Source organism: Enterobacter sp., from assembly GCF_977039595.1.
This window is the reverse complement of sequence record NZ_CDRQYH010000008.1, coordinates 1-26051: the sequence shown is the minus strand read 5'-3', so window position 1 is coordinate 26051 and position 26051 is coordinate 1. Positions and strand designations below refer to the sequence as shown.

Here is a 26051-nt window from a genome sequence, read left to right as displayed (position 1 = left end):
CCACTGACGTTTGTAACCCATTAAAGGTCGTTCACTGGCTTTTTGCTCGACATACTCAAAGCTACAGGCGCGATATTCTACGTGAAAACAGCGTAAACGGCAGGTCAAACAGAGTATCTTTGCAAATATTTTTTCACGTTGGTGTCAAGCGGTTGAGAGGCAGCAAAAAAATCCCCCTGACCACCCATCACGCCGCGCGCTGTTAACATCTGCCATTCGCTTCTGGAGCGCACGCCCGTGGCAAACACTTGTGTTCGCGTTCCCTTGCATGCTTCTACCAGACTCTGTACCAGAAGCTGGTTTTCGGTACGCTTCTCAATATTTCTTACCAGCCCCGGATGTAGCTTTAATAACTCCACATCCAGTTCCTTGATCCAGTTGGTACTGACCAGCGTTAAACCAGCCTGCGTCACCGCTACACGCGCACCGAGCGCATTGATCAAACGTACCACCGGACGTAACCGGCTGATGTGTTGACCTACATCGGCCTCAGCAAGTTCAAAAATAATGTGTTTGCGCTGTGATTTTTCGCATTGCATTAATGTATCACGTAGCCAGCGCTGAAAACGTGGGCGTATTAACGACTCAACGGTGACCTGTAACGCCAGGTTTTCTTCAGGCCAGAAGGATAAAAACGGAATCAGCCGGGTAATTTGCTGGCGGTCATACTCTTCGGACAGCCCAAATTGCAGCACCATCGGCAGATATTCCGCAGAGATGACCTCTTCGGTACCGTCAAAAATACGACACATCAGTTCACGGTGATGAACATTGCCGTTTTTCATCACCGCGGGTTTTTGATAAATACGCGGTCCGCCGCGGCTAAGCATTTGCTCAATCAGCGTTCGCCAGCGCACGTTGCCGCGCCCTTTTTCCGGCAGCGAGTCATCATACACCGCCCATCCGTTCGCCCCCTGTAAGACAGCGTTGCGGGTAGCGGCTTCCGCATGTTCCATTACCTGTTCTGTCGATTGTCCGCCACGCCAGGCGCAGATCCCCATATGGACCATATCGTCCCTGTCGAGCATTTTGCTCTGCGGCAGCGCATCCACCGCCTTCAGCAGCTGGCTGGCGATGCTTTCCGACTCCTTCAGCGTACGGTGCGGCAGTAACACGGCAAAGTCACTGCGGTGATAGCGGGCCAGTAATGCGCCCGGGTAGCGCATAATAAAGGTGGAGAGCAGGTTGATTAGCGTAAAGAGATTTTCTTCCGCGGCCCGCTGTCCCCAGGTGTCGCGCAGGAGATCGAAATCGGGCAGGCGAATCATCATCACTACCCCATGTGTCCCCACTTTTTCTGAATCGTCGAGCAGCGTGGCCAGCTGATTATCAAAGAAAAGACGATTGTTAAGGCCAGTTTTATTATCCTGCGCAGCATAAGAGCGGATCAGCGTATCCATACGGCTGCGCTGGTCGCTGGCAAACTGGACTTCGGAGAGCAAGGTATCCAGCGCGCTGCTGGCGCGTGAAGGCCACTCGTGGACTGAGCCACGAACCTGCGGGCCGCGTTCACCGTTCAGGATACGTACGGAGCGCATCTCCAGCAGCTCCTGGCCGGAGAGCTGGCGGCGCAGCCAGCGGACCGCGAGAAAGATCAGCAGGACGATAAACGCCACCGCGACGGTGAGCGGCGCGGTGGTCATCATGGATCGGAAATAGCTGGCCATCGGATCGAGATAGACCATGCGTATGGTCATCCCTGGATTTTTGAGGGAATGCACCGTTACTTCCCGATACTGGCTCACCACGCCCGCAGGTCGATAGCTCCCCGGCCGTTCATGGCTTAAAACACGATGCTTTCCCTGCTGAATGTCGATCTGAACAATATCAACAGGTACCATCAACTCATCAAGCTCACTGGTAAGCGTTGGTAGCGGCGTCGTTAGCAGACGCGTATCAATCACCGACGCGACAGACTGTACCCGGTTGACCAGTTTGTCCTGAATGGCGTTGTAAAAGCTGAGAGAGCAGCCCAGAAGGGTGACAAAAATGGTAAGCCCCGTCAGCAAGGTGATAAAAGCTGAGAACTTCGTCGTTAATCGCATCCTTGAGATTACTCCGTGGGTTGATGGGGGATAGCGAGTAAGCGCTAACTTGCATTTCAAATGCGGCATACTACCAAATCGGGTGTATCTGGCAATTTATTGCGTTAAATCGGCACCGCGTTTCCCTGAGCGAGTATAGTCTTCAGAAATTATTTTCCAATCATATGAGTCGAGAGGACCCCGTATGCAGGCTTTGATCTTAGAACAGCAGGACGGCAAAACGCTTGCCTCAGTGCAGCCGGTAGAAGAGAGCCGCCTGCCGGAAGGCGAAGTAACCGTCGACATCGACTGGTCCAGTTTAAATTATAAAGATGCGCTGGCTATTACCGGTAAGGGTAAAATCATCCGAAATTTCCCTATGGTGCCAGGTATTGATTTCGCGGGCCGGGTTCATACCAGCGAGGATCCGCGCTTCCATCCGGGCCAGCAGGTGCTGCTCACCGGCTGGGGTGTGGGTGAAAATCACTGGGGTGGGCTGGCCACGCAGGCGCGCGTGAAGGGCGACTGGCTGGTGCCGATGCCGAAAGGCATGGATGGCCGCAAGGCGATGATCGTCGGTACGGCAGGCTTTACCGCCATGCTGTGCGTGATCGCGCTGGAAGAAGCGGGTATCCGCCCTGAGTCGGGTGAAATTGTCGTCACCGGCGCCAGCGGCGGCGTGGGCAGCACGGCTGTCACGCTGCTCCACAAGCTGGGCTATCAGGTCGCTGCGGTTTCCGGCCGTGAAAGCACCCATGACTATCTGCGCCAGCTCGGTGCAAACCGCATTCTCAGCCGTGACGAATTCGCTGAAACCCGTCCGCTGGAAAAACAGGTCTGGGCAGGGGCTGTGGATACCGTAGGTGATAAGGTGCTGGCAAAAATCCTGGCGCAGATGAACTACGGCGGCTGCGTGGCAGCCTGCGGTCTGGCGGGCGGATTTGCCCTGCCAACCACCGTGATGCCGTTTATTCTGCGTAACGTCCGCCTGCAGGGTGTGGATTCCGTGATGACCCCGCCGTCTCGTCGCCATGAAGCCTGGGAACGGCTGGTGCGCGATCTGCCGGAATCTTTCTATACCCAGAGCGCGACGGAGATAAACCTGAGCCAGGCGCCGGAATACGCCTCTAAGATCATGGACAACCAGTTCCACGGCCGCGCGCTGGTGAAAATCGCCTAATCTTCAAATTTTCGTGACATATTCGCGCGAATCCCTCTCCTCCGTCATGCTTAGGAAAACGCATGACGGAGGATGCCATGAAAAACCGAAAACTGACGGAAGCCGACGTAACGTCTGAGTCTGTCTTTATGCTACAGCGCCGCCAGATCCTGAAAATGCTTGGCATCAGCGCCACCGCGCTCTCGCTCTCGCCTTCGGCTCACGCCGACCTGCTCGACTGGTTTAAAGGCAACGATCGGCCAAAGGCTCCTTCCGGCGCCCCGCTCACCTTTACGAAACCGGCTGAATGGCAAAACAAACTGACGCTTACGCCGGAAGATAAAGTCACCGGCTACAACAACTTCTACGAATTTGGTCTCGACAAGGCCGATCCTGCCGCCAACGCGGGAAGCCTCAAAACCGATCCGTGGACGCTGAAGATTGATGGCGAAGTGGCGAAACCCCTGACGCTGGACCACCACGATCTCACCACCCGTTTCCCGCTAGAAGAGCGTATATATCGCATGCGCTGCGTGGAAGCCTGGTCGATGGTTGTGCCCTGGGTCGGCTTCCCGCTGCATAAATTGCTGGCGATGGTTGAGCCCACTAGCAGTGCAAAATATGTCGCCTTCCAGACGCGCTATGCGCCGGACGAAATGCCCGGGCAGAAAGATCGGTTTATCGGCGGCGGGCTTGATTATCCGTATGTAGAAGGGTTACGTCTCGACGAAGCTATGCACCCCCTCACCCTGCTGACCGTCGGCGTTTACGGTAAGGCGCTTCCGCCGCAGAACGGTGCCCCCATCCGTTTAACCGTACCGTGGAAATATGGCTTCAAAGGGATTAAATCTATCGTCAGCATTAAGCTTACCCGTGAGCGGCCGCCAACCACCTGGAATCTGGCGGCCCCGGACGAATACGGTTTCTTCGCCAACGTGAACCCGCATGTGGATCATCCGCGCTGGTCGCAAGCGACCGAGCGGTTTATTGGTTCCGGCGGTGCGCTGGACGTGAAGCGCCAGCCGACGCTGCTGTTTAATGGTTATGCGGATGAAGTGGCCTCGCTTTATCGTGGTCTCAACTTACGGGAGAACTTCTGAGTGCGTCTAACGGCAAAACAGATTACCTGGCTGAAAGTGCTGCTGCACCTGGCCGGGGTACTTCCTTTTATTTGGCTGTTCTGGGCCGCCAGTCAGGGGCTCTTTAGCGCAGACCCGGCCAAGGATATCCAGCATTTTACCGGTCGGATGGCTCTGAAATTTTTGCTGGCCACCTTGCTCGTCTCGCCGCTGGCGCGCTACGCTAAACAGCCCTTATTGATACGCACCCGTCGGCTGTTAGGGCTATGGTGTTTTGCCTGGGCAACGCTGCACCTTACCAGCTATGCCCTGCTGGAACTGGGAATTAACAATCTGGCGCTGCTTGGCCGCGAACTGGTGACACGCCCTTATCTGACGCTGGGCATCGTGAGCTGGGTGGTTTTACTGGCGTTAGCGCTAACCTCCACGCAATATGCACAGCGAAAACTGGGCAGGCGCTGGCAGCTGCTGCACAACTTCGTCTATCTTGTCGCGATCCTCGCTCCCATTCATTACCTGTGGTCGGTGAAGATCCTCTCCCCGCAGCCGGTCCTGTACGCACTGGCCGCCGTGGCGCTTTTAGCATGGCGTTATAAGAAGTTCCGCCAGTGGTTGCGATAGTTCGCGAAACTGTGCGTTTTCCCGCAGATTACCCGTCAACCGCAAATCTTTTTCGGATAGCGGTTGATAATCTTCCCTGATAAGACCAGTATTTAGCTGCTAAATGCTACGAAATCGTTATAATGTGCGACCTTGGTTCGCCTGACAGCGGTTTTAAGCCTCTGAAAAGGTGACATTTGCGTTTCGAAGGTATATTTTGTCTTTTACCCGAAAATCGCAGGAGATAGCGGCATAATGACTGATAAGTTCCATATCTTAGTTTTGAACGGACCGAACCTGAACATGCTCGGCACCCGTGAGCCAGAGAAGTACGGCACGCTGACATTGAGTGAAATTGTTAACCGTCTTGGAACGGAAGCAGCGTCGCTGAATGTGGATTTGGATCATTTTCAGTCGAATGCGGAGTACGCAATCATCGACCGTATTCATCAGGCTAAAGACAATGTGGACTATATCCTGATCAATCCGGCCGCGTTTACGCACACCAGTGTTGCTATCCGCGACGCACTGCTCGCGGTGAGTATCCCGTTTATCGAGATCCATCTGAGTAACGTGCACGCCCGAGAGCCGTTCCGCCACCATTCGTATCTGTCAGATATCGCTGCTGGCGTTATCTGTGGACTGGGCGCTGACGGCTATTCATACGCTTTACAGACAGCGGTAAAACGCTTGTCACAATCACACTAAACAAGAGTACGGAACCCACTCATGGATATTCGTAAGATTAAAAAACTGATCGAGCTGGTTGAAGAATCAGGCATCTCCGAACTGGAAATTTCTGAAGGCGAAGAGTCTGTACGCATCAGCCGTGCAGCCCCAGCCGCTAGCTTCCCGGTAATGCAGCAGGCTTATGCTGCGCCAGTGCAGCAGCCTGCGCTCTCCGCAGCCGTTGCACCAGCAGCTGAAGCCGCACCTGCCGCTGCAGCAGAAATCAGTGGTCACATCGTACGTTCCCCAATGGTTGGTACTTTCTACCGCACCCCGAGCCCTGACGCGAAGGCGTTCATCGAAGTGGGTCAGAAAGTCAACGTCGGCGATACCCTGTGCATCGTTGAAGCGATGAAAATGATGAACCAGATCGAAGCAGACAAATCAGGTACTGTGAAAGCGATTCTGGTCGAAAGTGGTCAGCCGGTTGAATTTGACGAGCCGCTGGTCGTCATCGAGTAACGAGGCGAACATGCTGGATAAAATTGTTATCGCCAACCGCGGCGAGATCGCACTGCGTATTCTTCGTGCCTGTAAAGAACTGGGCATCAAGACCGTCGCTGTGCACTCAAGCGCGGATCGCGATTTAAAACACGTATTGCTGGCGGATGAGACGGTCTGTATTGGCCCGGCTCCGTCCGTAAAAAGCTATCTGAACATCCCGGCTATCATCAGTGCCGCTGAAATCACCGGCGCGGTGGCAATTCATCCGGGTTATGGCTTCCTCTCTGAGAACGCCAACTTTGCTGAGCAGGTTGAACGCTCTGGCTTCATCTTCATCGGCCCGAAAGCCGACACCATCCGCCTGATGGGCGACAAAGTGTCTGCAATCACCGCGATGAAAAAAGCCGGTGTTCCAACCGTACCAGGCTCTGACGGCCCTCTGACCGACGACATGGATGCTAACCGTGCTCATGCTAAACGCATTGGCTATCCGGTTATCATCAAGGCGTCCGGCGGCGGCGGCGGTCGCGGTATGCGCGTTGTGCGTAGCGATGCTGAACTGGCGCAGTCCATCTCCATGACCAAAGCAGAAGCGAAAGCCGCTTTCAGCAATGACATGGTATACATGGAAAAATACCTGGAAAACCCACGCCACATCGAAATTCAGGTGCTGGCTGACGGTCAGGGCAACGCAATCTATCTGGCAGAACGTGACTGCTCCATGCAGCGTCGTCACCAGAAAGTGGTCGAAGAAGCACCAGCGCCGGGCATTACCCCGGAACTGCGTCGCTACATCGGCGAGCGTTGCGCTAAAGCGTGTGTCGATATCGGCTATCGTGGAGCGGGTACCTTTGAGTTCCTGTTCGAGAACGGCGAGTTCTATTTCATCGAAATGAACACCCGTATTCAGGTTGAGCATCCGGTTACCGAAATGATCACCGGCGTTGACCTGATCAAAGAGCAGCTGCGTATCGCTGCAGGCCAGCCGCTTTCCATCAAGCAGGAAGAAGTTGTGGTGAAAGGCCATGCGGTAGAATGCCGTATCAACGCCGAAGACCCGAACACCTTCCTGCCAAGCCCGGGCAAAATCACGCGTTTCCACGCGCCGGGTGGCTTTGGCGTGCGCTGGGAGTCTCATATCTACGCCGGTTACACCGTACCGCCGTACTATGACTCAATGATCGGCAAGCTCATCTGCTACGGCGAAAATCGTGACGTGGCGATTGCCCGTATGAAGAATGCCCTGCAGGAGCTGATCATCGACGGTATCAAAACCAACGTTGATCTGCAGATGCGCATCATGAGCGACGAGCACTTCCAGAATGGTGGAACTAACATCCACTATCTGGAGAAAAAACTCGGTCTGAACGAGAAGTAAGAGACCTGTGTTGCTAAAAGGCCGGATTATCCGGCCTTTTTTATTTCTGGGGCCTGGAAAGGCTCATCATGTACAATCCCCGCTTTCTTCATCCACAAGGGACAATAAATGGACAAACGTTTTGTTCAGGCCCATAAAGAAGCGCGCTGGGCGCTGTGGCTGACCCTTCTCTATCTCGCAGCATGGTTGGTAACTGCTTACTTACCTGACTCCGCTATTGGCATCACCGGCCTGCCGCACTGGTTCGAAATGGCGTGCCTGCTGGTACCGCTGGTCTTCATCCTGCTGTGCTGGGCAATGGTGAAATTCATCTATCGCGATATCCCGCTGGAGGACGATGATGCAGCTTGAAGTCATTCTGCCGCTTATCGCTTACTTGTTAGTGGTGTTTGGTTTATCCGTTTACGCCATGCGTAAAAGAACGACGGGCACCTTCCTGAACGAGTATTTTCTTGGTAGCCGCTCGATGGGCGGCGTCGTGCTGGCCATGACGCTGACCGCGACCTACATCAGTGCCAGTTCGTTTATCGGCGGACCCGGAGCAGCCTATAAATATGGGTTAGGCTGGGTGCTTCTGGCGATGATCCAGCTTCCAGCCGTCTGGCTATCACTGGGCATACTGGGCAAAAAATTTGCCATTCTGGCGCGCCGTTATAATGCCGTGACGCTCAACGATATGCTGTTTGCCCGCTATCAGAGCCGTTTACTGGTGTGGCTGGCCAGCTTAAGCCTGCTGGTGGCCTTTATTGGCGCAATGACGGTGCAGTTTATCGGCGGGGCACGTCTGCTGGAAACGGCGGCCGGGATCCCCTACGAGACAGGCTTGATCATCTTCGGAGTCAGCATTGCGCTGTATACCGCGTTCGGCGGATTCCGTGCCAGCGTGCTTAACGATACGATGCAGGGATTGGTGATGCTTGTTGGCACCATTGTTTTGCTGGTGGGCATTGTGCATGCTGCTGGTGGCCTGAGCCACGCAGTCGAAACGCTGGAAACCATCGACCCGAAACTGGTCTCTCCGCAGGGCGCAGATGACATCCTTTCGCCAACCTTTATGACCTCGTTCTGGGTGTTGGTGTGCTTTGGAGTGATTGGCCTGCCGCATACCGCCGTGCGCTGTATCTCTTACAAAGACAGCAAAGCCGTGCACAGAGGTATCATTATCGGCACTATCGTGGTTGCGATCCTGATGTTTGGTATGCACCTGGCGGGCGCGTTAGGTCGGGCAGTTATTCCTGACCTTACCGTACCCGATCTGGTTATCCCAACCCTGATGGTTAAAGTGCTGCCGCCATTTGCCGCCGGGATCTTCCTCGCCGCCCCGATGGCCGCCATTATGTCGACAATCAACGCTCAGCTGCTGCAAAGTTCCGCTACGATCATTAAAGATCTCTATCTGAACCTGCGTCCTGAGCAGGCAGAGAATGAACGGCGCCTGAAGCGCATGTCGGCCATTATTACTCTGGCGTTAGGGGCATTGCTGCTGTTAGCCGCATGGCGCCCGCCTGAGATGATCATCTGGCTGAACCTGCTGGCGTTTGGTGGGCTTGAAGCGGTATTCCTGTGGCCGCTGGTGTTAGGGCTCTACTGGGAGCGTGCAAACGCTGCGGGCGCGCTGAGCGGCATGATTGTCGGCGGTGTGCTGTACGCCGTCCTTGCAACGTTTAAGATTCAGTACCTGGGCTTCCATCCGATTGTGCCTTCGTTACTGCTAAGTTTACTGGCGTTTGTGGTGGGGAACCGTTTCGGTCAGCCCGTCCCACAGCCCGCTATGATTTCTACTGATAAATAAAGAGTTTTGCCATGCCGTGGATCCAACTAAAACTGAACACAACCGGCGCTAACGCCGAGGAACTGAGCGATGCGCTGATGGAGGCCGGTTCGGTCTCTATCACCTTCCAGGACACGCATGACACGCCGGTCTTTGAGCCGTTGCCGGGCGAAACCCGCCTGTGGGGTGATACCGACGTTATTGGCCTGTTTGATGCCGAAACCGACATGAAAGAGGTTGTCGCGATTCTGGAGAATCATCCTCTGCTGGGTGCGGGTTTTGCCCACAAAATCGAACAGCTGGAAGATAAAGACTGGGAACGCGAGTGGATGGATAACTTCCACCCGATGCAGTTCGGCAAACGCCTGTGGATCTGCCCGAGCTGGCGCGAGGTTCCTGATGAAAACGCGGTTAACGTCATGCTCGATCCGGGTCTGGCGTTTGGTACCGGCACTCACCCAACCACGTCCCTTTGCCTGCAGTGGCTGGATGGTCTGGATCTGGACGGTAAGACAGTGATCGACTTCGGCTGTGGCTCCGGGATCCTCGCGATTGCCGCCCTGAAGCTGGGCGCGGCAAAAGCCATCGGGATCGATATCGATCCGCAGGCCATTCAGGCCAGCCGCGATAACGCCGAGCGTAATGGCGTTTCCGATCGACTGGAACTGTATTTGCCGGATGCGCAGCCAGAAGCGATGAAAGCCGACGTGGTGGTCGCAAACATTCTGGCGGGCCCACTGCGCGAGCTGGCCCCGCTAATCAGCGTGCTGCCCGTTGAGGGCGGTCTGCTGGGGCTTTCCGGTATCCTGGCAAGCCAGGCCGACAGCGTATGTGAAGCCTACGCCGATCTCTTTGCCCTCGATCCGGTCGTGGAAAAAGAAGAGTGGTGCCGCATCACCGGCCATAAAAAATAAGAATCTGGCGTGGTCATCTGACCACGCCTTTCTCCCTTTGATAATCCTCTCTCCCCCGGTCATTCTTCGGTAAAATAACCACACAAATCACGTTGGTTTGTATTACAAAAATTCACCGGAAGAATATGATGAAACACATTACAGGCAAGGCAGCGCTGCTGGCGCTGAGCATGATCTCGGCTTCAGCATTTGCATCACACTGGAACTACGAAGGGGAAGGTTCACCGGAACACTGGGGCGAGCTGGACGAGGCCTACAAGACCTGTCAAAGCGGAATGAACCAGTCTCCGATTAATATTGATTCGACCGCTAACGCCCATCTTTCCCCGCTGCAAACCCACTACATTGATGGCCCTGTTACACTGACAAACAATGGCCATACCATTCAGGCTGGTGAACAGGCTGACACCCGCGATACCCTTACTCTTGATAAGCAAACCTGGACGTTACAACAGTTCCATTTTCACGCGCCGAGCGAAAATACCGTGCATGGAAAAAGGTACGCGATGGAAATGCATCTGGTTCATAAAAATGCCGGCGGGGAACTGACTGTGGTGGCGGTCATGTTTGATAAAGGGGCCGCAAACCCGGAGCTTGAAAAACTGTGGCGCGTTATGCCTCAGCAGGCCGAGCAGAACGTCTCCATCAAACAGGATCTCAACCTGAACAAACTGCTGCCGAAAAATAAAACGTACTGGCGCTTTAGCGGTTCACTGACCACCCCGCCGTGTTCAGAAGGCGTCACCTGGATTGTGCTTAAGCAACCCTTGACGGTTTCTGCTGAACAACTTGCCAGATTCACCGGGACAATGCATCACGATAATAACCGTCCGGTACAGTCTCTGCATGGGCGTGTTGTGGTCGAATAACGCCCATCCAGAGGCTAAAGATCATGTTCTAAAATGCGACGCAGATCGCAAAGAAGACGGGAAATCTGCTGCTAAAAACAGCAGATTATCCCGCTCAGGTAAGCCCTTTATTCAGAAATGATGAGAAGTTACGGGAAATTGTAAGCGCCCATAAAATAGTCATTCCCGCATAACACAATGATTTAAATAGTGAATAATTCTTAACGGAAAGATTGAGCGGCGATTCCTTGATCTACAACAGTGGATTGTTCAAAGTTTGGCCTTTCATCTCGTGCAAAAAATGCGTAATATACGCCGCCTTGCAGTCACAGTATGGTCATTTCTTAACTCATGCGCATCGGACACCACCAGCTTAGAAATCGCCTGATCGCAGCCCCTATGGCAGGTATTACAGACCGGCCGTTCAGGACGCTGTGCTATGAGATGGGAGCCGGTTTAACCGTATCCGAGATGATGTCGTCTAACCCGCAGGTTTGGGAAAGCGATAAATCCCGCCTTCGGATGGTGCACGTTGATGAACCAGGTATTCGCACCGTGCAAATTGCCGGAAGCGTGCCTGAAGAGATGGCAGATGCCGCGCGAATTAACGTGGAAAGTGGTGCCCAGATTATTGATATCAATATGGGGTGCCCGGCCAAAAAGGTGAATCGCAAGCTTGCAGGTTCAGCCCTTCTGCAATACCCCGACCAGGTGAAAGCTATCCTGACGGCGGTTGTCAGCGCGGTGGACGTTCCTGTTACGTTGAAGATTCGCACGGGTTGGTCGCCGGAACACCGTAACTGTGTAGAGATTGCCCAACTGGCCGAAGACTGTGGCATTCAGGCCCTGACCATTCATGGACGCACTCGCGCCTGTTTGTTCAACGGCGAAGCTGAATACGACAGCATTCGGGCAGTTAAGCAGAAAGTTTCCATTCCGATTATCGCGAATGGCGACATAACTGACCCGCTTAAAGCCAGGGCTGTACTCGACTATACGGGAGCTGATGCTCTGATGATAGGACGTGCAGCTCAGGGAAGACCCTGGATCTTCCGGGAAATCCAGCATTATCTGGACACTGGGGAGCTGCTTGCCCCGCTGCCTCTGGCAGAGGTTAAGCGCTTGCTTTGTTCGCATGTTCGGGAACTGCATGACCACTACGGTCAGGCAAAAGGGTACCGAATTGCGCGTAAACACGTCTCCTGGTATCTCCAGGAGCACGCTCCAGATGACCAGTTTCGGCGCACATTCAACGCCATAGAGGATGCCAGCGTACAGCTGGAGGCGTTGGAGGCATACTTCGAAAATCTTGCGTAATGAAATAAAGAGCTGACAGAACTATGTTCGAACAACGCGTAAATTCTGACGTACTGACCGTTTCTACCGTTAACTCTCAGGACCAGGTAACTCAAAAACCCCTGCGTGACTCGGTTAAACAGGCACTGAAGAACTATTTTGCTCAACTGAATGGTCAGGATGTTAATGACCTGTATGAGCTGGTACTGGCTGAAGTTGAACAGCCACTGTTGGACATGGTGATGCAATACACCCGCGGTAACCAAACCCGCGCTGCGCTGATGATGGGTATCAACCGTGGTACTCTGCGTAAGAAACTGAAAAAATACGGCATGAACTGATACTAATCAGTTGAATGCTTGTTTAAAAAGGCGCTCTTCGGCATGGGGAAGCGCCTTTTTTATTCCCCTGCTTCAGTCCGTCAACGCTTTGTAAACCTTCACTTATCCCGCTTTAAAACCGAAGATTTTGGTGTATATTTCCCCCACCTTACTGGCGCTCTTCTCGCGGAATGACACAATGATTCGTAAATACTGGTGGCTGGTTGTCTTTGCAATCTCCGTTCTCATTTTCGATGCACTCCTGATGCAGTGGATTGAACTGATGAGCACCGAAACCGATAAGTGTCGCAATATGAACTCCGTGAATCCCCTTAAACTCGTGAACTGCTCAGAGCTCGACTAAGCGCTCGATTGCGCAAATCACCTGTTATTACCCACTAAAAACGGGGATTTAAATCCCTTTGAGCCATTACCTGACGGTGATAATGTCTCGCCCTTCTCAACCGCTCTAGCGTAACCCCACACTCGAGTAGAACCGTCCATGCTGGTCAGCCAATACAACCATATCCTTGTCGTCCTCTCCTTTGTTGTTGCCATCCTTGCTGCGTATACCGCATTGAATATGGCTGCACGCGTTGCCGGAAGCGAGGGCGTCGCTGCCCGCGTCTGGCTGGCTGGCGGCGGTATTGCTATGGGTATTGGCGTGTGGGCCATGCATTTTATCGGTATGCTGGCGATGGACCTCTCCATGAGCATGAGCTACAACGCCACCCTGACGGTGTTATCTATGGTCATCGCCGTGGGGTCGTCGCTATTTGCGCTATGGCTCGTTAGCTGCGAGCAATTACGCCTGCGCCGACTGCTGCCCGGAGCGTTGGTGATGGGAAGCGGTATAGTTGCAATGCATTACACCGGTATGGCGGCGCTGGAAGTGATGCCCGGGATTATCTGGGACAAGGTCTGGGTGGCCATTTCGGTCGCGATTGCGCTTGCCGCTTCACTCGCGGCGTTATGGCTGACCTTCCGCCTGCGCCACGAAGCAGCGCAGGTCGTGCTGATGCGCATGGGTGCCGCCATCACGATGGGAATTGCCATTGCCGGTATGCACTATGCCGGGATGAAAGCGGCGCAGTTTCCGATGTCCACAATGGGTCATCATGAGGGTATCAACGGGAGCTGGCTGGCGGTGCTGGTCAGCGTCGTCGCGCTCTCTATTCTTGGGATCACCCTGCTGGTCTCGATGCTGGATGCCCGCCTTCAGGCTCGTACCGCCCTTTTGGCCTCGTCGCTTGCAGAAGCTAACCGGGAACTCGCTCAACTGGCTCTACACGATACCCTCACGCGTCTGCCCAACCGTATCCTGCTGGAAGACAGACTCGATCAGGCCATCAGCAAAGCCGATCGTGAAAGAACCCATTTTGCCCTGATGTTCATGGATCTTGACGGTTTTAAAGCCATCAATGATGCCTACGGTCATGATGTCGGTGACAGGCTGCTGGTCGCCGTTACACAGCGTCTGCTGCTTCTCCTGAAAGGCCAGTTCACCCTTGCACGTATTGGCGGTGATGAGTTTGTTCTGCTGGCAGAGGGAGAAGGTCCGGACGACGCGGCGTCGCTGGCGAATTCGCTGGTACGCGCGATCGATAGTCCATTCAATCTCAGTTCCTATGAACTGGTGGTTACCCTCAGCATTGGTATTGCGCTGTACCCTCACGACGGCAAAACCGAGCGTGAGCTGATGTTTAACGCCGACGCGGCGATGTATCACACGAAGCATATGGGCCGTAACGGTTACCATTTTTTCCAGCCCTCCATGAACACCCTGGCGCAGACCCATCTCCAGTTAATGAACGATTTGTGGATGGCAATCGAGCGCAATGAGCTGCGCCTGCTTTATCAGCCAAAATTCAACGCCCCCGCGGGTCCTGTCCTCGGATTCGAGGCGTTATTACGCTGGCAGCATCCTAAGCAGGGGTTACTGACCCCTGACCTTTTCCTGCCGCTGGCGGAAAAAACGGGGCTGATCATCCCCATAGGCAACTGGGTGATTAATGAAGCCTGTCGCCAGCTGCGGGAATGGCATCTGCAGGGGCATCAAAGCTGGTCAATGGCGGTAAACCTGTCGACACTGCAGTTTGAACAACCTTCGCTGGTTAAAACGGTTCTCGACTGCCTGGCACTTCACCAGGTGCCACCGGAATTGTTGATCCTCGAAGTGACGGAAACCACGGCGATGAGCAACCCGGATGAGAGCGTACGAGTGCTGACAGAGCTGACGGATGCGGGGGTGAAAGCCTCCATTGATGATTTTGGCACCGGATATTCAAGCCTGCTGTACCTCAAACGCTTACCGGCCTGCGAACTAAAAATCGACAGGGCGTTTGTACAAGAGCTTAGCGGGGAGAGTGAGGATGCGACTATTGTCTCAGCGATTGTAGCCCTTGCAAAAACACTTAACCTGAAAGTCGTGGCTGAAGGTGTAGAAACCGAAGCGCAGCAGGCCTTTTTGACCGAGCTAGGCTGTAACACCCTTCAGGGTTATCTGTTAGGTAAACCCGTCAGTGCGGAAACCATCGAAGCACTTTGTGCCCGAGGAGAAATGTTACCTGCCGCTGAGTAGTAAGCATCATCAGGCGACACGCGAATGACAGGAAGTGTCGCCAGAATGCTATCAACCAGAGCGGGGGCCTGCTGATAAAGATTAAAACTGTCGGTATTCATTAGCCAGTTTTTAATTATTCCGCTAAAAAACCCGTGGAATACAATCAAGGTGAGATCAACATTCACCTTTGGCGAAATGATATTCCGCGAAATACAGGTTTCCAGCGTGGCACGGAGCGTGTCATCATTAAATCCAATACGTTTTCTGATTTCATGCTCTGAAATCATATCACCGCTAAATTCACACTTATGATACAGAATTTGTAAAAGCGCACATTGCCGGGGTTCATGGGCAATATACTGCAGCGCAGTAATAAATTTCTCACGAAGTTTTAACAAGGGATCGTCACTATCGGAAAGGGAAAGCCTGTCGCGGATAATGTCGCGAAGGGGTAATTGCTGTTCCCAGATGGCATTAAATATTTCAGATTTACTGGTGAAGTGCCAGTAGATAGCGCCGCGCGTCACCTTAGCAGCATCAGCGATATCCGTCAGCGTCGTGCTGGCTACGCCACGCGTCGCAAACTGTCCGATAGCCGCCTCAATCAGTTTCTGCCGGGTTTGTTGAGCTTCTTCTTTCTTTTTACGCGCCATAGGCAACTACTCGTGACTCAGAAGGTTTAAAGGTAATATTGCGTTCATGCAAATGTAAGTATTCACTAAAATCCGATTTAATTTTGCACAAAAAAGGTCACCTCTATTAATTTATAATTAATACAAATACATTAAATCAATTAAATTAGCGGGATGAATAATAAGAAGCATTAAACTCACTTACCTGATTAATATACATGAAGTATATCCCTAAATGGACATGGTCGGATTCTGATTTTTTCTGCAAGTATGGTCATTCGCACTTATAAATTAAAAAAAATTAAATACCCTCATTATTATACGCAGCTACATTTTATTTTTTATCCCTCTGCCCCGCTACCGATTCGCGGCATATATCGGTTTATGGGTATTTAAAGGAACAGTAATGACGAATCATTTCAGACGCTTGCCCTTATCCGGTTTCATTGTCTGCGCGGTACTGCTCACTGGATGCGATGGTCAGGAAAATCAACAACACCTGCAGGCACCTCAGGTCAGCGTGCATATTGTGCAAAGCGCGCCTCTGGCTGTCACCACTGAACTCCCGGGAAGAACAGATGCGTTCCGCGTTGCAGAGGTTCGTCCGCAGGTTAGCGGTATCATCCTGCGCCGCAACTTCACGGAAGGTAGCGATGTAAAAGCCGGGGATTCGCTTTATCAGATTGATCCTGCAACCTATCAGGCGGCATACGATAACGTGAAAGGCGAGCTGGCGAAGGCCCAGGCGGCGGCCAATATTGCGCACCTGACGGTGAAACGTTATCTCCCGCTGGTCGGCACACAGTATGTCAGCAAGCAAGAGTATGACCAGGCCGTCGCCACGGCCCAGCAGGCAGATGCCAGCGTCGTCGCCGCCAAAGCGGGCGTTGAAAGTGCACGAATCAATCTTGCTTATACCAAGGTGACGTCTCCCGTCGATGGTCGCATCGGCAAATCCAGCGTGACGGAAGGGGCGCTGGTGACGAACGGACAAACCGCTGCGCTGGCAACGGTCCAGCAGCTCGATCCTATTTATGTCGATGTCACCCAGTCCAGCAATGATTTTATGCGCCTTAAACAAACGAGCCTGCAAAAAGGCGATAACGCCAGCAGCGTTGAGCTACTGATGGAGAACGGACAGCCCTATCCGCTGAAAGGCAGATTGCAGTTCTCTGACGTCACGGTGGACGAAAGTACCGGCTCGATTACCCTGCGCGCTATTTTCCCGAATCCTCAACATCTGCTGTTACCCGGCATGTTCGTTCGCGCCCGCATTGATGAAGGTACGCAGCCGGATGCGATTCTGGTTCCCCAGCAAGGCGTGACCCGCACACCGCGAGGCGAAGCCACCGTGATGGTGGTGAACGATAAAAACCAGGTTGAGTCTCGCACCGTCGTTGCGCCTCAGGCGATTGGGGACCGCTGGCTGGTAACCGAAGGGCTGAAAAACGGTGACCGCGTGATCGTCAGCGGGCTACAGAAAGTCAGACCGGGGGTAACCGTCGTCGCCACGCCGGATACCACAACGACTCCAGCCGGTTAAGGGACGACGACATGGCTAATTTCTTTATTCAGAGACCGGTTTTCGCCTGGGTACTTGCCATCATTTTGATGATTGCAGGCGGGCTGGCCATTCTTAAACTCCCCGTCGCACAGTACCCAACCATTGCACCTCCCGCCGTGGCGATATCCGCGACCTACCCGGGAGCAGATGCCCAGACAGTACAGGATACCGTGACCCAGGTTATCGAACAGAACATGAACGGTATCGATAACCTGATGTATATGTCATCCACCAGCGATTCAGCGGGCAACGTCACCATCACTCTGACCTTCGAGTCAGGAACCGATCCGGACATCGCTCAGGTGCAGGTGCAGAACAAGCTGCAGCTCGCCATGCCGCTGCTGCCGCAAGAGGTGCAGCAGCAAGGAATTGGCGTGGAGAAATCCAGCAGCAGCTTCCTGCTGGTCGCCGGCTTTGTTTCAGACAACAATAATCTTACGCAGAACGACATCTCTGATTACGTCGCCTCAAACGTCAAAGATGCCATCAGCCGAACGTCTGGCGTCGGCGACGTGCAGCTGTTTGGTGCTCAGTATGCGATGCGCATCTGGCTTGACAGCAACGCGATGAACAAATACCAGTTGACGCCGCTGGATATTATCAGCCAGCTGAAAACGCAGAACGACCAGATAGCGGCAGGCCAGCTGGGCGGAACGCCGTCCATTCCCGGTCAGCAGCTGAATGCCTCGATCATCGCGCAAACTCGCCTGAAATCACCGGAGGAATTTGGCCGCGTGACGCTCAAGGTGAATCAGGACGGCTCGATGGTTCATCTGAAGGATGTGGCTCGCATTGAGCTCGGTGGCGAAAACTATAACATGGTCACTAAAATCAACGGGCAGGCAGCAACCGGTCTCGGGATCAAGCTGGCAACCGGAGCAAATGCGCTGGACACCGCGGCTGCCATTAAGAGCAAGCTGGCGCAACTGCAACAGTTCTTCCCACAGGGTCTGAAAGTTGTCTATCCCTATGACACCACGCCTTTTGTAAAAATCTCTATCCACGAAGTGGTGAAGACCCTGTTTGAAGCAATCATTCTCGTCTTCCTGGTCATGTACCTCTTCCTGCAAAACCTGCGGGCAACGCTCATCCCGACTATCGCGGTGCCGGTCGTTCTGCTGGGTACCTTCGCGGTTCTGGCGGCATTTGGTTTCTCCATCAATACCCTGACGATGTTCGGCATGGTGCTGGCGATAGGTCTGCTGGTCGATGACGCTATCGTGGTCGTTGAGAACGTTGAACGCGTCATGGTCGAGGATAACCTGCCGCCCAAAGAGGCCACGCAGAAGTCGATGGAGCAGATCCAGGGTGCGCTGGTAGGGATCGCCATGGTGCTCTCGGCGGTCTTTATTCCAATGGCCTTTTTTGGCGGCTCGACTGGAGCAATATATCGCCAGTTCTCACTGACTATCGTGTCCGCTATGGCGCTGTCGGTACTGGTTGCGCTAATCCTGACGCCCGCACTCTGCGCAACGTTGCTTAAGCCCGTATCCGACGACCATCGTCAGAAAAAAGGTGGCTTTTTCAGCTGGTTTAATGCGCTCTTTGATAAAAGCGTGGAGCACTACAGCAACAGCGTGAGCGGTATTTTGCGCAAGACAGGGCGCTATCTGGTGGTGTACGTCATCATCGTCGGTGGGATGGCGGTGCTCTTCCTGCGCTTACCTACCTCCTTTCTGCCCGAAGAGGATCAGGGGGTGTTCATGACGATGGTTCAACTCCCGGCAGGTGCAACTCAGACGCGTACTCAACAGGTGCTCGACCAGGTACAGGACTATTACCTGAACAAAGAGAAGGCGAACGTCGAATCCGTCTTTACCGTAAATGGCTTTAGCTTTAGCGGCCAGGGTCAGAACGCCGGCATTGCCTTCGTCAGCCTGAAGCCCTGGGAGGAACGCCCGGGACAGAAAAACGGCGTTGAGGCGATTGTCGGTCGCGCGACTAAAGCCTTCAGTCAGATTAAAGATGGCCTCGTGTTCCCGTTTAACCTGCCTGCAATTATCGAACTGGGTACCGCTACGGGCTTCGATTTTGAATTGATCGATCAGGCTAACCTGGGGCATACCCAGCTGACTCAGGCGCGTAACCAACTGCTTAACATGGTGAAAGAGCACTCTGATCTGCTGGTTAGCGTGCGACCTAACGGTCTTGAAGATACGCCCCAGTTCAAGCTTGATGTCGACCAGGAGAAAGCACAGGCGCTGGGCGTCAGTCTTTCTGACGTCAACCAGACGATTTCAACGGCCTTAGGTGGCACCTATGTGAACGACTTTATCGATCATGGGCGCGTGAAAAAAGTCTACGTACAGGCCGACGCAAAATTCCGTATGTTGCCAGGAGATATTAACAACCTTTACGTGCGCAGCGCGAATGGAGAAATGGTCCCTTTCTCAGCCTTTAGCAACGCTCGCTGGGTCTATGGTTCACCCCGACTGGAGCGCTATAACGGGATGCCCTCTATGGAGATCCTCGGTGAGTCAGCCCCGGGTAAAAGTACCGGTGAGGCTATGGTTATGATGGAAAGTCTCGCGGCAAAACTGCCTTCCGGTATCGGATATGACTGGACGGGGATGTCTTATCAGGAGCGGCTTTCGGGTAACCAGGCACCTGCCCTGTACGCCATTTCACTGATCGTGGTGTTCCTGTGTCTGGCAGCGCTGTATGAAAGCTGGTCCATTCCGTTCTCCGTTATGCTGGTTGTGCCGCTGGGGGTCATTGGGGCGCTTCTCGCAGCGTCACTGCGTGGATTAAACAATGACGTCTATTTCCAGGTCGGCCTGCTGACGACGATTGGTTTATCGGCGAAAAACGCCATTTTGATCGTCGAATTTGCTAAGGACCTGATGGAGAAAGAAGGTTCAGGCATCATTGAAGCCACACTGGAAGCGTCAAGGATGCGCCTTCGACCGATCCTGATGACTTCCCTGGCCTTTATCCTTGGTGTCATGCCGCTGGTAATCAGCGCCGGGGCCGGGAGCGGCGCACAAAACGCCGTCGGTACGGGTGTGATGGGGGGAATGCTTTCTGCAACGCTTCTGGCGATTTTCTTCGTGCCCGTCTTCTTTGTGGTTGTCCGTCGACGCTTTACCCGTCATAAAGATTAACATTTCCCTAAAAAGGCACCTCAGGTGCCTTTTTTATTTTTAAGATAAACAATGAATTAGGCATTAAGCAAAAGTCATGTTAAAAATACGATGATTTGTATTAAGTAAAAACACTCTATTACCCCTTCATAATGTCTCCATTAATTCGTCCTGAAACCGGCTTTTCTCCACGATTTTTACAAACTACATAATTTGAGATTATTCCTCGTGTAACGTGGACTTACCCCGGTGGTAAAATAACCTCCAGTTCGTTAATTGCCCTCCTGGCTTTATAGCGGACGAGAAATAATACTGAGGTAACATCATGAAAAGATTCATTTCCGTTGCACTCCTCGCTGCGCTGCTTGCTGGTTGCGCGCACGACTCTCCATGTGTACCGGTTTACGACGACCAGGGCCGACTGGTTCATACCAATACCTGTATGAAAGGCACCACCCAGGATAACTGGGAAACTGCAGGTGCTATCGCCGGCGGTGCTGCCGCAGTGGCGGGTTTGACGCTGGGTATTGTTGCCCTGACGAAGTAACATCTGTTGAGAAAGCGCGGCTCTGTCCGCGCTTTTGCTTTTAATGAGTGCAGCATTTTCAAATAAGTAAAAAAATAGCCCCGCATTTATTCGCGTAATTAATTTAAGCCTGACGCCAGTCACAACTTTTTCGTATAGTCACTCAAATTACCTGGCCTATCGTGATGATTTTCACACATTAATATTATTGAATACCCTGCCAATATTCACGCTGAAAACTATCTCTTCTTTTTCCTGACTCGACTCAAAACTTTTGCTCCAATTTGTGGCACAGGTTGTAATTTCGCACCGTTTCAGGGCGCTCGTTTTATTTAAGCCTGTCTACACTCAGCATTAAGCGTTCACTCATCTCTAATTTTGTCGGACGCAAAACTGGCATTACGTTTGCTTTATAAACGTTGGCCAAAGCCACAGACAGGTAAAGCGTTTAAAAACGCCTCTATAACGATAAATTTCGCCACACAGGATGCATTATGAAAAAGACGATGATAGCCAGCCTGGCCGCTGCAGGCATGTTGTTTGCCGTAGCTGGTCAAGCCCATGCGGGAACGACACTGGATGCCGTTAAAAAGAAAGGTTTTGTTCAATGCGGTATCAGTGACGGTTTGCCTGGCTTCTCTTATGCCGATGCGAACGGCAAATTTACCGGTATTGATGTGGATGTCTGCCGTGGCGTTGCAGCCGCCGTTTTTGGTGATGACAGCAAAGTAAAATACACCCCGCTGACGGCGAAAGAACGCTTTACGGCACTGCAGTCCGGCGAGGTCGACATGCTCTCCCGTAATACCACCTGGACGTCATCCCGTGATGCAGGCATGGGGATGTCATTTACGGGCGTGACCTATTATGACGGCATCGGCTTCCTGACCCACAACAAAGCCGGCCTGAAAAGCGCTAAGGAGCTGGATGGGGCCACCGTTTGTATCCAGGCGGGCACCGATACCGAGCTGAACGTCGCCGATTATTTCAAAGCAAATAACATGAAATATACGCCAGTGACATTCGACCGCTCGGATGAATCGGCTAAAGCGCTGGAATCCGGCCGTTGCGACACGCTGGCCTCTGACCAGTCACAGCTGTATGCCTTACGCATTAAGCTGAGCAACCCGGCAGAATGGATTGTTCTGCCTGAAGTGATCTCCAAAGAACCTCTCGGCCCTGTCGTTCGTCGTGGCGATGAAGACTGGTTCTCCATTGTTCGCTGGACGCTGTTCGCCATGCTGAACGCAGAAGAGATGGGCATCAACTCGAAAAACGTGGACGAGAAAGCTGCTAAACCATCCAACCCGGATATGGCGCACCTGCTCGGTAAAGAAGGTGATTTCGGCAAGGATCTGAAGCTGGATAACAAGTGGGCTTACAACATCATCAAACAGGTGGGCAACTACTCTGAGATCTTTGAACGCAACGTGGGATCGGAAAGCCCGCTGAAGATCAAACGCGGCCAGAACAATCTCTGGAACAACGGCGGTATTCAGTACGCACCACCAGTACGTTAAGTCATAGCTGTAACGGGCACTGCTGCGGCAGTGCCCACTCCAGAGTCATGGTTACTGAGGTTTCTTATGTCCCATCGCCGCTCAGCCGTAAAAGGATCGCTATCCTTTTCTCATCCCGCGGTCCGCGCCTGGCTATTCCAGATTATTGCTATTGTTGCGGTTGTTCTCATCGCCGTGTATCTCATCCATAACACCATCACCAACCTGAATAATCGCGGCATTACCTCCGGTTTCGCGTTTTTAGACCGCAGCGCGGGGTTTGGTATTGTTCAGCATCTTATTGATTACCAGGAAGGTGACACGTATGGACGCGTGTTCGTGGTCGGTTTACTGAATACGCTGCTGGTATCGGCGCTTTGTATCGTCTTCGCCTCGATACTGGGCTTCTTTATTGGCCTGGCGCGTCTTTCTGAAAACTGGCTCCTGCGGAAGCTGTCGACTGTTTATATTGAAACGTTCCGCAATATCCCCCCGCTCCTGCAGATCTTCTTTTGGTATTTTGCCGTATTGCGTAACCTACCCGGCCCCCGTCAGGCCGTCGACGCGTTTGAGCTTTTTTTCCTGAGCAACCGTGGGTTGTCTATCCCTTCTCCTCTGCCGGGTGAAGGTCTGTACGCTTTTATCGGCGCGATTGTGATAGCGTTTGCTCTGTCTGCCGGGGTATTCCGTTTTAACCGCAAGCATCAGATCAAAACCGGTCAGCTTCGCAGAACCTGGCCCACGGCAGTTATCCTGCTCGTTAGCCTGCCGCTGGTGGCACACTGGCTGTTTGGGGCCGCGTTGCACTGGGATGTTCCACACCTACGAGGCTTTAACTTCCAGGGTGGAATGGTGTTAATTCCCGAGCTGGCAGCTCTAACATTGGCGCTGTCGATTTATACGTCCGCGTTTATTGCCGAGATTATTCGTGCCGGGATCCAGGCCGTACCTTACGGACAGCACGAGGCGGCACGCTCGCTGGGATTACCCCATACCGTGACGCTTCGCCAGGTCATTATCCCGCAGGCTTTACGGGTCATCATTCCGCCTCTGACCAGCCAGTATCTCAACATCGTTAAAAACTCGTCGCTGGCCGCCGCTATTGGTTATCCGGATATGGTGTCACTCTTCGCCGGAACCGTGCTTAACCAGACCGGACAAGCCATTGAAACCATCGCCATCACGATGTCTGTCTATCTCATCATCAGCCTGGTGATTTCATTGCTGATGAACCTCTATAACCGTCGTATAGCACTGGTCGAGCGCTAAGGATTTATGATGACAAAAGCGATACTGTCGCACTCCTCGCGCCCTGCCAACTCGACAGGTGGACGTTTCATTCTCTGGGCGCGCAAGAACCTGTTCTCCAGCTGGAGTAACAGCCTGCTGACGATTGTCTGCCTGTGGCTCATGTGGGAATTGATTCCTCCTCTGCTGAACTGGGCGTTTTTACAGGCCAACTGGGTCGGTTCAACTCGGGCAGACTGTACAAAAGCCGGTGCCTGCTGGGTGTTTATCCATGAACGCTTCGGTCAGTTCATGTATGGGTTGTATCCGCATGAACAGCGCTGGCGGATTAATCTGGCGCTGGTTATCGGCCTGCTCTCTGTCGCAGTCATGTTCTGGAACAAGCTGCCTCACCGTGGACGCTATATTGCCGTCTGGGCGGTGGTTTATCCGATTATTGTCTGGGTGCTGTTGTATGGCGGTTTCCTTGGGCTGGAACGCGTTGAAACACGCCAGTGGGGCGGGCTGACGCTGACGCTGATTATCGCTTCTGTGGGGATAGCCGGTGCGCTACCGTGGGGGATTTTACTGGCCCTGGGACGGCGTTCAAAAATGCCGATTGTACGCGTGCTCTCCGTTATCTTCATTGAGTTCTGGCGTGGCGTCCCGCTTATCACCGTCCTGTTCATGTCGTCGGTCATGCTGCCGCTATTTATGGCAGAAGGTACAACGATCGACAAACTGATCCGTGCCCTGGTCGGGGTAATTCTCTTCCAGTCCGCCTATGTTGCAGAAGTTGTGCGCGGTGGTCTGCAGGCGTTGCCTAAAGGCCAGTACGAAGCGGCGGAATCACTGGCGCTCGGCTACTGGAAAACTCAGGGGCTGGTCATTCTTCCCCAGGCACTCAAGCTGGTCATCCCGGGTCTGGTCAACACGATCATTGCCCTCTTCAAGGATACCAGCCTGGTGATCATCATTGGATTGTTCGATCTCTTTAGCAGCGTGCAACAGGCGACCGTTGACCCAGTCTGGCTGGGTATGTCCACCGAAGGATATGTCTTTGCTGCCCTGATCTACTGGATCTTTTGTTTTAGCATGTCGCGCTACAGCCAGCATCTGGAAAAGCGCTTTAACACCGGGCGTACACCGCACTGAGGAAATTATGAGCCAAATAACTATGACACCCGCCGACGCGATGATTACGCTGGAAAGTGTGAATAAATGGTACGGACAGTTTCATGTCCTGAAGGACATTAATCTTAAGGTAAAGCAGGGAGAACGCATCGTCCTTTGCGGCCCTTCTGGCTCCGGGAAATCCACAACCATTCGCTGTATTAATCATCTTGAAGAACATCAGCAAGGACGCATTGTGGTTGATGGTATCGAGCTGAATGAAGATATCCGCAATATCGAACGCGTGCGTCAGGAAGTGGGTATGGTCTTTCAGCACTTTAATCTGTTTCCGCACCTGACCGTTCTGCAGAACTGTACGCTTGCACCGATTTGGGTACGGAAGATGCCGAAAAAGGAAGCCGAGGCGTTGGCAATGCACTATCTGGAGCGAGTGCGCATCGCAGAGCATGCCAATAAGTTCCCTGGCCAGATATCGGGTGGCCAGCAGCAGCGTGTGGCTATCGCCCGTTCACTGTGTATGAAACCGAAAATTATGCTGTTTGATGAACCGACATCTGCCCTCGATCCGGAAATGGTGAAAGAGGTTCTGGACACCATGATTGGGCTGGCACAATCCGGCATGACCATGCTGTGCGTGACTCACGAGATGGGATTTGCGCGAACCGTAGCCGATCGGGTGATCTTTATGGACCGCGGGGAGATTGTTGAGCAGGCGCCACCGGATGAGTTCTTTGCGCATCCGAAGTCAGAGCGTACGCGAGCATTCCTGTCGCAGGTGATTCACTAATCAGCAGTTTCTGCCCGGTAGCGCTGCGCTTACCGGGCTTACGGTTTTCACGAGAATCATAACGCAAAAAGGCCATCCTTTCGGATGGCCTTCTCACTTATTTGATGTCTGGCAGTTCCCTACTCTCACATGGGGAGACCCCACACTACCATCGGCGCTACGGCGTTTCACTTCTGAGTTCGGCATGGGGTCAGGTGGGACCACCGCGCTAAAGCCGCCAGACAAATTCTTTTACTTCTTGCCGAACTTTAACCTAAGTATAAAGTGGTGCTGATACCCAGAGTCGAACTGGGGACCTCACCCTTACCAAGGGTGCGCTCTACCAACTGAGCCATATCAGCACGCTAAATTTGATGCCTGGCAGTTCCCTACTCTCACATGGGGAGACCCCACACTACCATCGGCGCTACGGCGTTTCACTTCTGAGTTCGGCATGGGGTCAGGTGGGACCACCGCGCTAAAGCCGCCAGGCAA

Annotated in this window: 23 protein-coding genes, 1 tRNA gene and 2 rRNA genes; 21 read left to right on the top strand and 5 right to left on the bottom strand. The window is 53.2% G+C overall.

Translation table 11 applies throughout. From position 1 onward, the window contains the following. Positions 1-104 precede the first annotated feature (104 nt). Positions 105-2045 (bottom strand): RNase E specificity factor CsrD, encoded by a 1941-nt coding sequence (gene csrD / locus ACWYRJ_RS04400; RefSeq protein WP_111964995.1) that lies wholly within the window; start codon positions 2043-2045, stop codon positions 105-107. A 184-nt stretch (positions 2046-2229) separates the two neighbouring features. Here csrD and acuI point away from each other — a divergent pair, with 184 nt between their 5' ends. The 14 genes from acuI to ACWYRJ_RS04330 all read left to right on the top strand — a co-directional run bounded on the left by acuI (position 2230) and on the right by ACWYRJ_RS04330 (position 15143). Further along, entirely contained in the window at positions 2230-3204 is a 975-nt protein-coding gene (acuI, locus tag ACWYRJ_RS04395; RefSeq protein ID WP_455507473.1) for an acrylyl-CoA reductase (NADPH), read from the top strand. Positions 3205-3281: 77 nt separating this feature from the next. Beyond that, entirely contained in the window at positions 3282-4283 is a 1002-nt protein-coding gene (msrP, locus tag ACWYRJ_RS04390; protein WP_455507472.1) for a protein-methionine-sulfoxide reductase catalytic subunit MsrP, read from the top strand. After that, positions 4284-4883 (top strand): protein-methionine-sulfoxide reductase heme-binding subunit MsrQ, encoded by a 600-nt coding sequence (msrQ, locus tag ACWYRJ_RS04385; protein WP_111964998.1) that lies wholly within the window; start codon positions 4284-4286, stop codon positions 4881-4883. A gap of 234 nt (positions 4884-5117) precedes the next feature. Next, on the top strand, positions 5118-5570 hold the full coding sequence (gene aroQ, locus ACWYRJ_RS04380) for a type II 3-dehydroquinate dehydratase (protein WP_024906320.1): 453 nt from the start codon (positions 5118-5120) through the stop codon (positions 5568-5570). A 21-nt stretch (positions 5571-5591) separates the two neighbouring features. Next, entirely contained in the window at positions 5592-6053 is a 462-nt protein-coding gene (accB, locus tag ACWYRJ_RS04375) for an acetyl-CoA carboxylase biotin carboxyl carrier protein (RefSeq protein ID WP_010436174.1), read from the top strand. 10 nt (positions 6054-6063) lie between these two features. Next, positions 6064-7413 (top strand): acetyl-CoA carboxylase biotin carboxylase subunit, encoded by a 1350-nt coding sequence (gene accC, locus ACWYRJ_RS04370; RefSeq protein ID WP_003860388.1) that lies wholly within the window; start codon positions 6064-6066, stop codon positions 7411-7413. 108 nt (positions 7414-7521) lie between these two features. Next, positions 7522-7764, top strand: coding sequence for a YhdT family protein (locus ACWYRJ_RS04365; protein WP_006178860.1), 243 nt, complete (start codon positions 7522-7524; stop codon positions 7762-7764). After that, positions 7754-9205, top strand: a complete 1452-nt coding sequence (panF, locus tag ACWYRJ_RS04360) for a sodium/pantothenate symporter (RefSeq protein WP_149367679.1) — start codon at positions 7754-7756, stop codon at positions 9203-9205. Before ACWYRJ_RS04365 ends, panF begins: the two co-directional genes overlap by 11 nt. Before the next feature lie 11 nt (positions 9206-9216). After that, a complete protein-coding gene (gene prmA, locus ACWYRJ_RS04355) occupies positions 9217-10098 on the top strand; it encodes a 50S ribosomal protein L11 methyltransferase (protein ID WP_023617982.1) in 882 nt (293 codons plus the stop codon). A 128-nt stretch (positions 10099-10226) separates the two neighbouring features. Beyond that, entirely contained in the window at positions 10227-10967 is a 741-nt protein-coding gene (locus tag ACWYRJ_RS04350; RefSeq protein ID WP_223582490.1) for a carbonic anhydrase, read from the top strand. A 330-nt stretch (positions 10968-11297) separates the two neighbouring features. Continuing rightward, entirely contained in the window at positions 11298-12263 is a 966-nt protein-coding gene (gene dusB / locus ACWYRJ_RS04345; RefSeq protein ID WP_023309409.1) for a tRNA dihydrouridine synthase DusB, read from the top strand. 23 nt (positions 12264-12286) lie between these two features. After that, on the top strand, positions 12287-12583 hold the full coding sequence (gene fis / locus ACWYRJ_RS04340; RefSeq protein WP_000462905.1) for a DNA-binding transcriptional regulator Fis: 297 nt from the start codon (positions 12287-12289) through the stop codon (positions 12581-12583). Positions 12584-12761: 178 nt separating this feature from the next. Then, entirely contained in the window at positions 12762-12926 is a 165-nt protein-coding gene (locus tag ACWYRJ_RS04335; RefSeq protein WP_008502862.1) for a DUF2556 family protein, read from the top strand. A 138-nt stretch (positions 12927-13064) separates the two neighbouring features. Continuing rightward, a complete protein-coding gene (locus tag ACWYRJ_RS04330; RefSeq protein WP_455507471.1) occupies positions 13065-15143 on the top strand; it encodes a putative bifunctional diguanylate cyclase/phosphodiesterase in 2079 nt (692 codons plus the stop codon). On the opposite strand, the gene envR is transcribed toward ACWYRJ_RS04330, so the two are convergent. After that, the gene (gene envR / locus ACWYRJ_RS04325; RefSeq protein WP_455507470.1) at positions 15062-15778 is read right to left on the bottom strand and encodes an acrEF/envCD operon transcriptional regulator; all 717 of its coding nucleotides are present in this window, start codon (positions 15776-15778) and stop codon (positions 15062-15064) included. The genes ACWYRJ_RS04330 and envR overlap by 82 nt on opposite strands. A gap of 385 nt (positions 15779-16163) precedes the next feature. Between envR and ACWYRJ_RS04320 the strand changes: the two genes are divergently transcribed. The 7 genes from ACWYRJ_RS04320 to ACWYRJ_RS04290 all read left to right on the top strand — a co-directional run bounded on the left by ACWYRJ_RS04320 (position 16164) and on the right by ACWYRJ_RS04290 (position 25577). Further along, a complete protein-coding gene (locus tag ACWYRJ_RS04320; RefSeq protein ID WP_455507469.1) occupies positions 16164-17300 on the top strand; it encodes an efflux RND transporter periplasmic adaptor subunit in 1137 nt (378 codons plus the stop codon). 11 nt (positions 17301-17311) lie between these two features. After that, on the top strand, positions 17312-20425 hold the full coding sequence (locus ACWYRJ_RS04315) for an efflux RND transporter permease subunit (protein WP_455507468.1): 3114 nt from the start codon (positions 17312-17314) through the stop codon (positions 20423-20425). 304 nt (positions 20426-20729) lie between these two features. Beyond that, positions 20730-20951, top strand: coding sequence for a lipoprotein (locus tag ACWYRJ_RS04310; protein WP_008502867.1), 222 nt, complete (start codon positions 20730-20732; stop codon positions 20949-20951). A 473-nt stretch (positions 20952-21424) separates the two neighbouring features. Next, positions 21425-22450, top strand: coding sequence for an amino acid ABC transporter substrate-binding protein (locus tag ACWYRJ_RS04305; protein ID WP_023333654.1), 1026 nt, complete (start codon positions 21425-21427; stop codon positions 22448-22450). Positions 22451-22516: 66 nt separating this feature from the next. Beyond that, positions 22517-23698: an amino acid ABC transporter permease gene (locus tag ACWYRJ_RS04300; RefSeq protein ID WP_111965007.1), complete on the top strand. Its 1182-nt coding sequence runs from the start codon at positions 22517-22519 to the stop codon at positions 23696-23698. 9 nt (positions 23699-23707) lie between these two features. Then, positions 23708-24811, top strand: a complete 1104-nt coding sequence (locus ACWYRJ_RS04295; RefSeq protein ID WP_111965008.1) for an amino acid ABC transporter permease — start codon at positions 23708-23710, stop codon at positions 24809-24811. A 7-nt stretch (positions 24812-24818) separates the two neighbouring features. Continuing rightward, positions 24819-25577 (top strand): amino acid ABC transporter ATP-binding protein, encoded by a 759-nt coding sequence (locus tag ACWYRJ_RS04290; RefSeq protein WP_111965009.1) that lies wholly within the window; start codon positions 24819-24821, stop codon positions 25575-25577. 106 nt (positions 25578-25683) lie between these two features. On the opposite strand, the gene rrf (ACWYRJ_RS04285) is transcribed toward ACWYRJ_RS04290, so the two are convergent. From rrf (ACWYRJ_RS04285) to rrf (ACWYRJ_RS04275), 3 genes are all read right to left on the bottom strand, one after another. Continuing rightward, positions 25684-25799: ribosomal RNA gene (gene rrf, locus ACWYRJ_RS04285) — 5S ribosomal RNA — on the bottom strand. Positions 25800-25842: 43 nt separating this feature from the next. Next, positions 25843-25918: transfer RNA gene (locus ACWYRJ_RS04280), tRNA-Thr, on the bottom strand. A gap of 14 nt (positions 25919-25932) precedes the next feature. Beyond that, positions 25933-26048, bottom strand: a 5S ribosomal RNA gene (rrf, locus tag ACWYRJ_RS04275). Between the last annotated feature and the right edge of the window lie 3 nt (positions 26049-26051).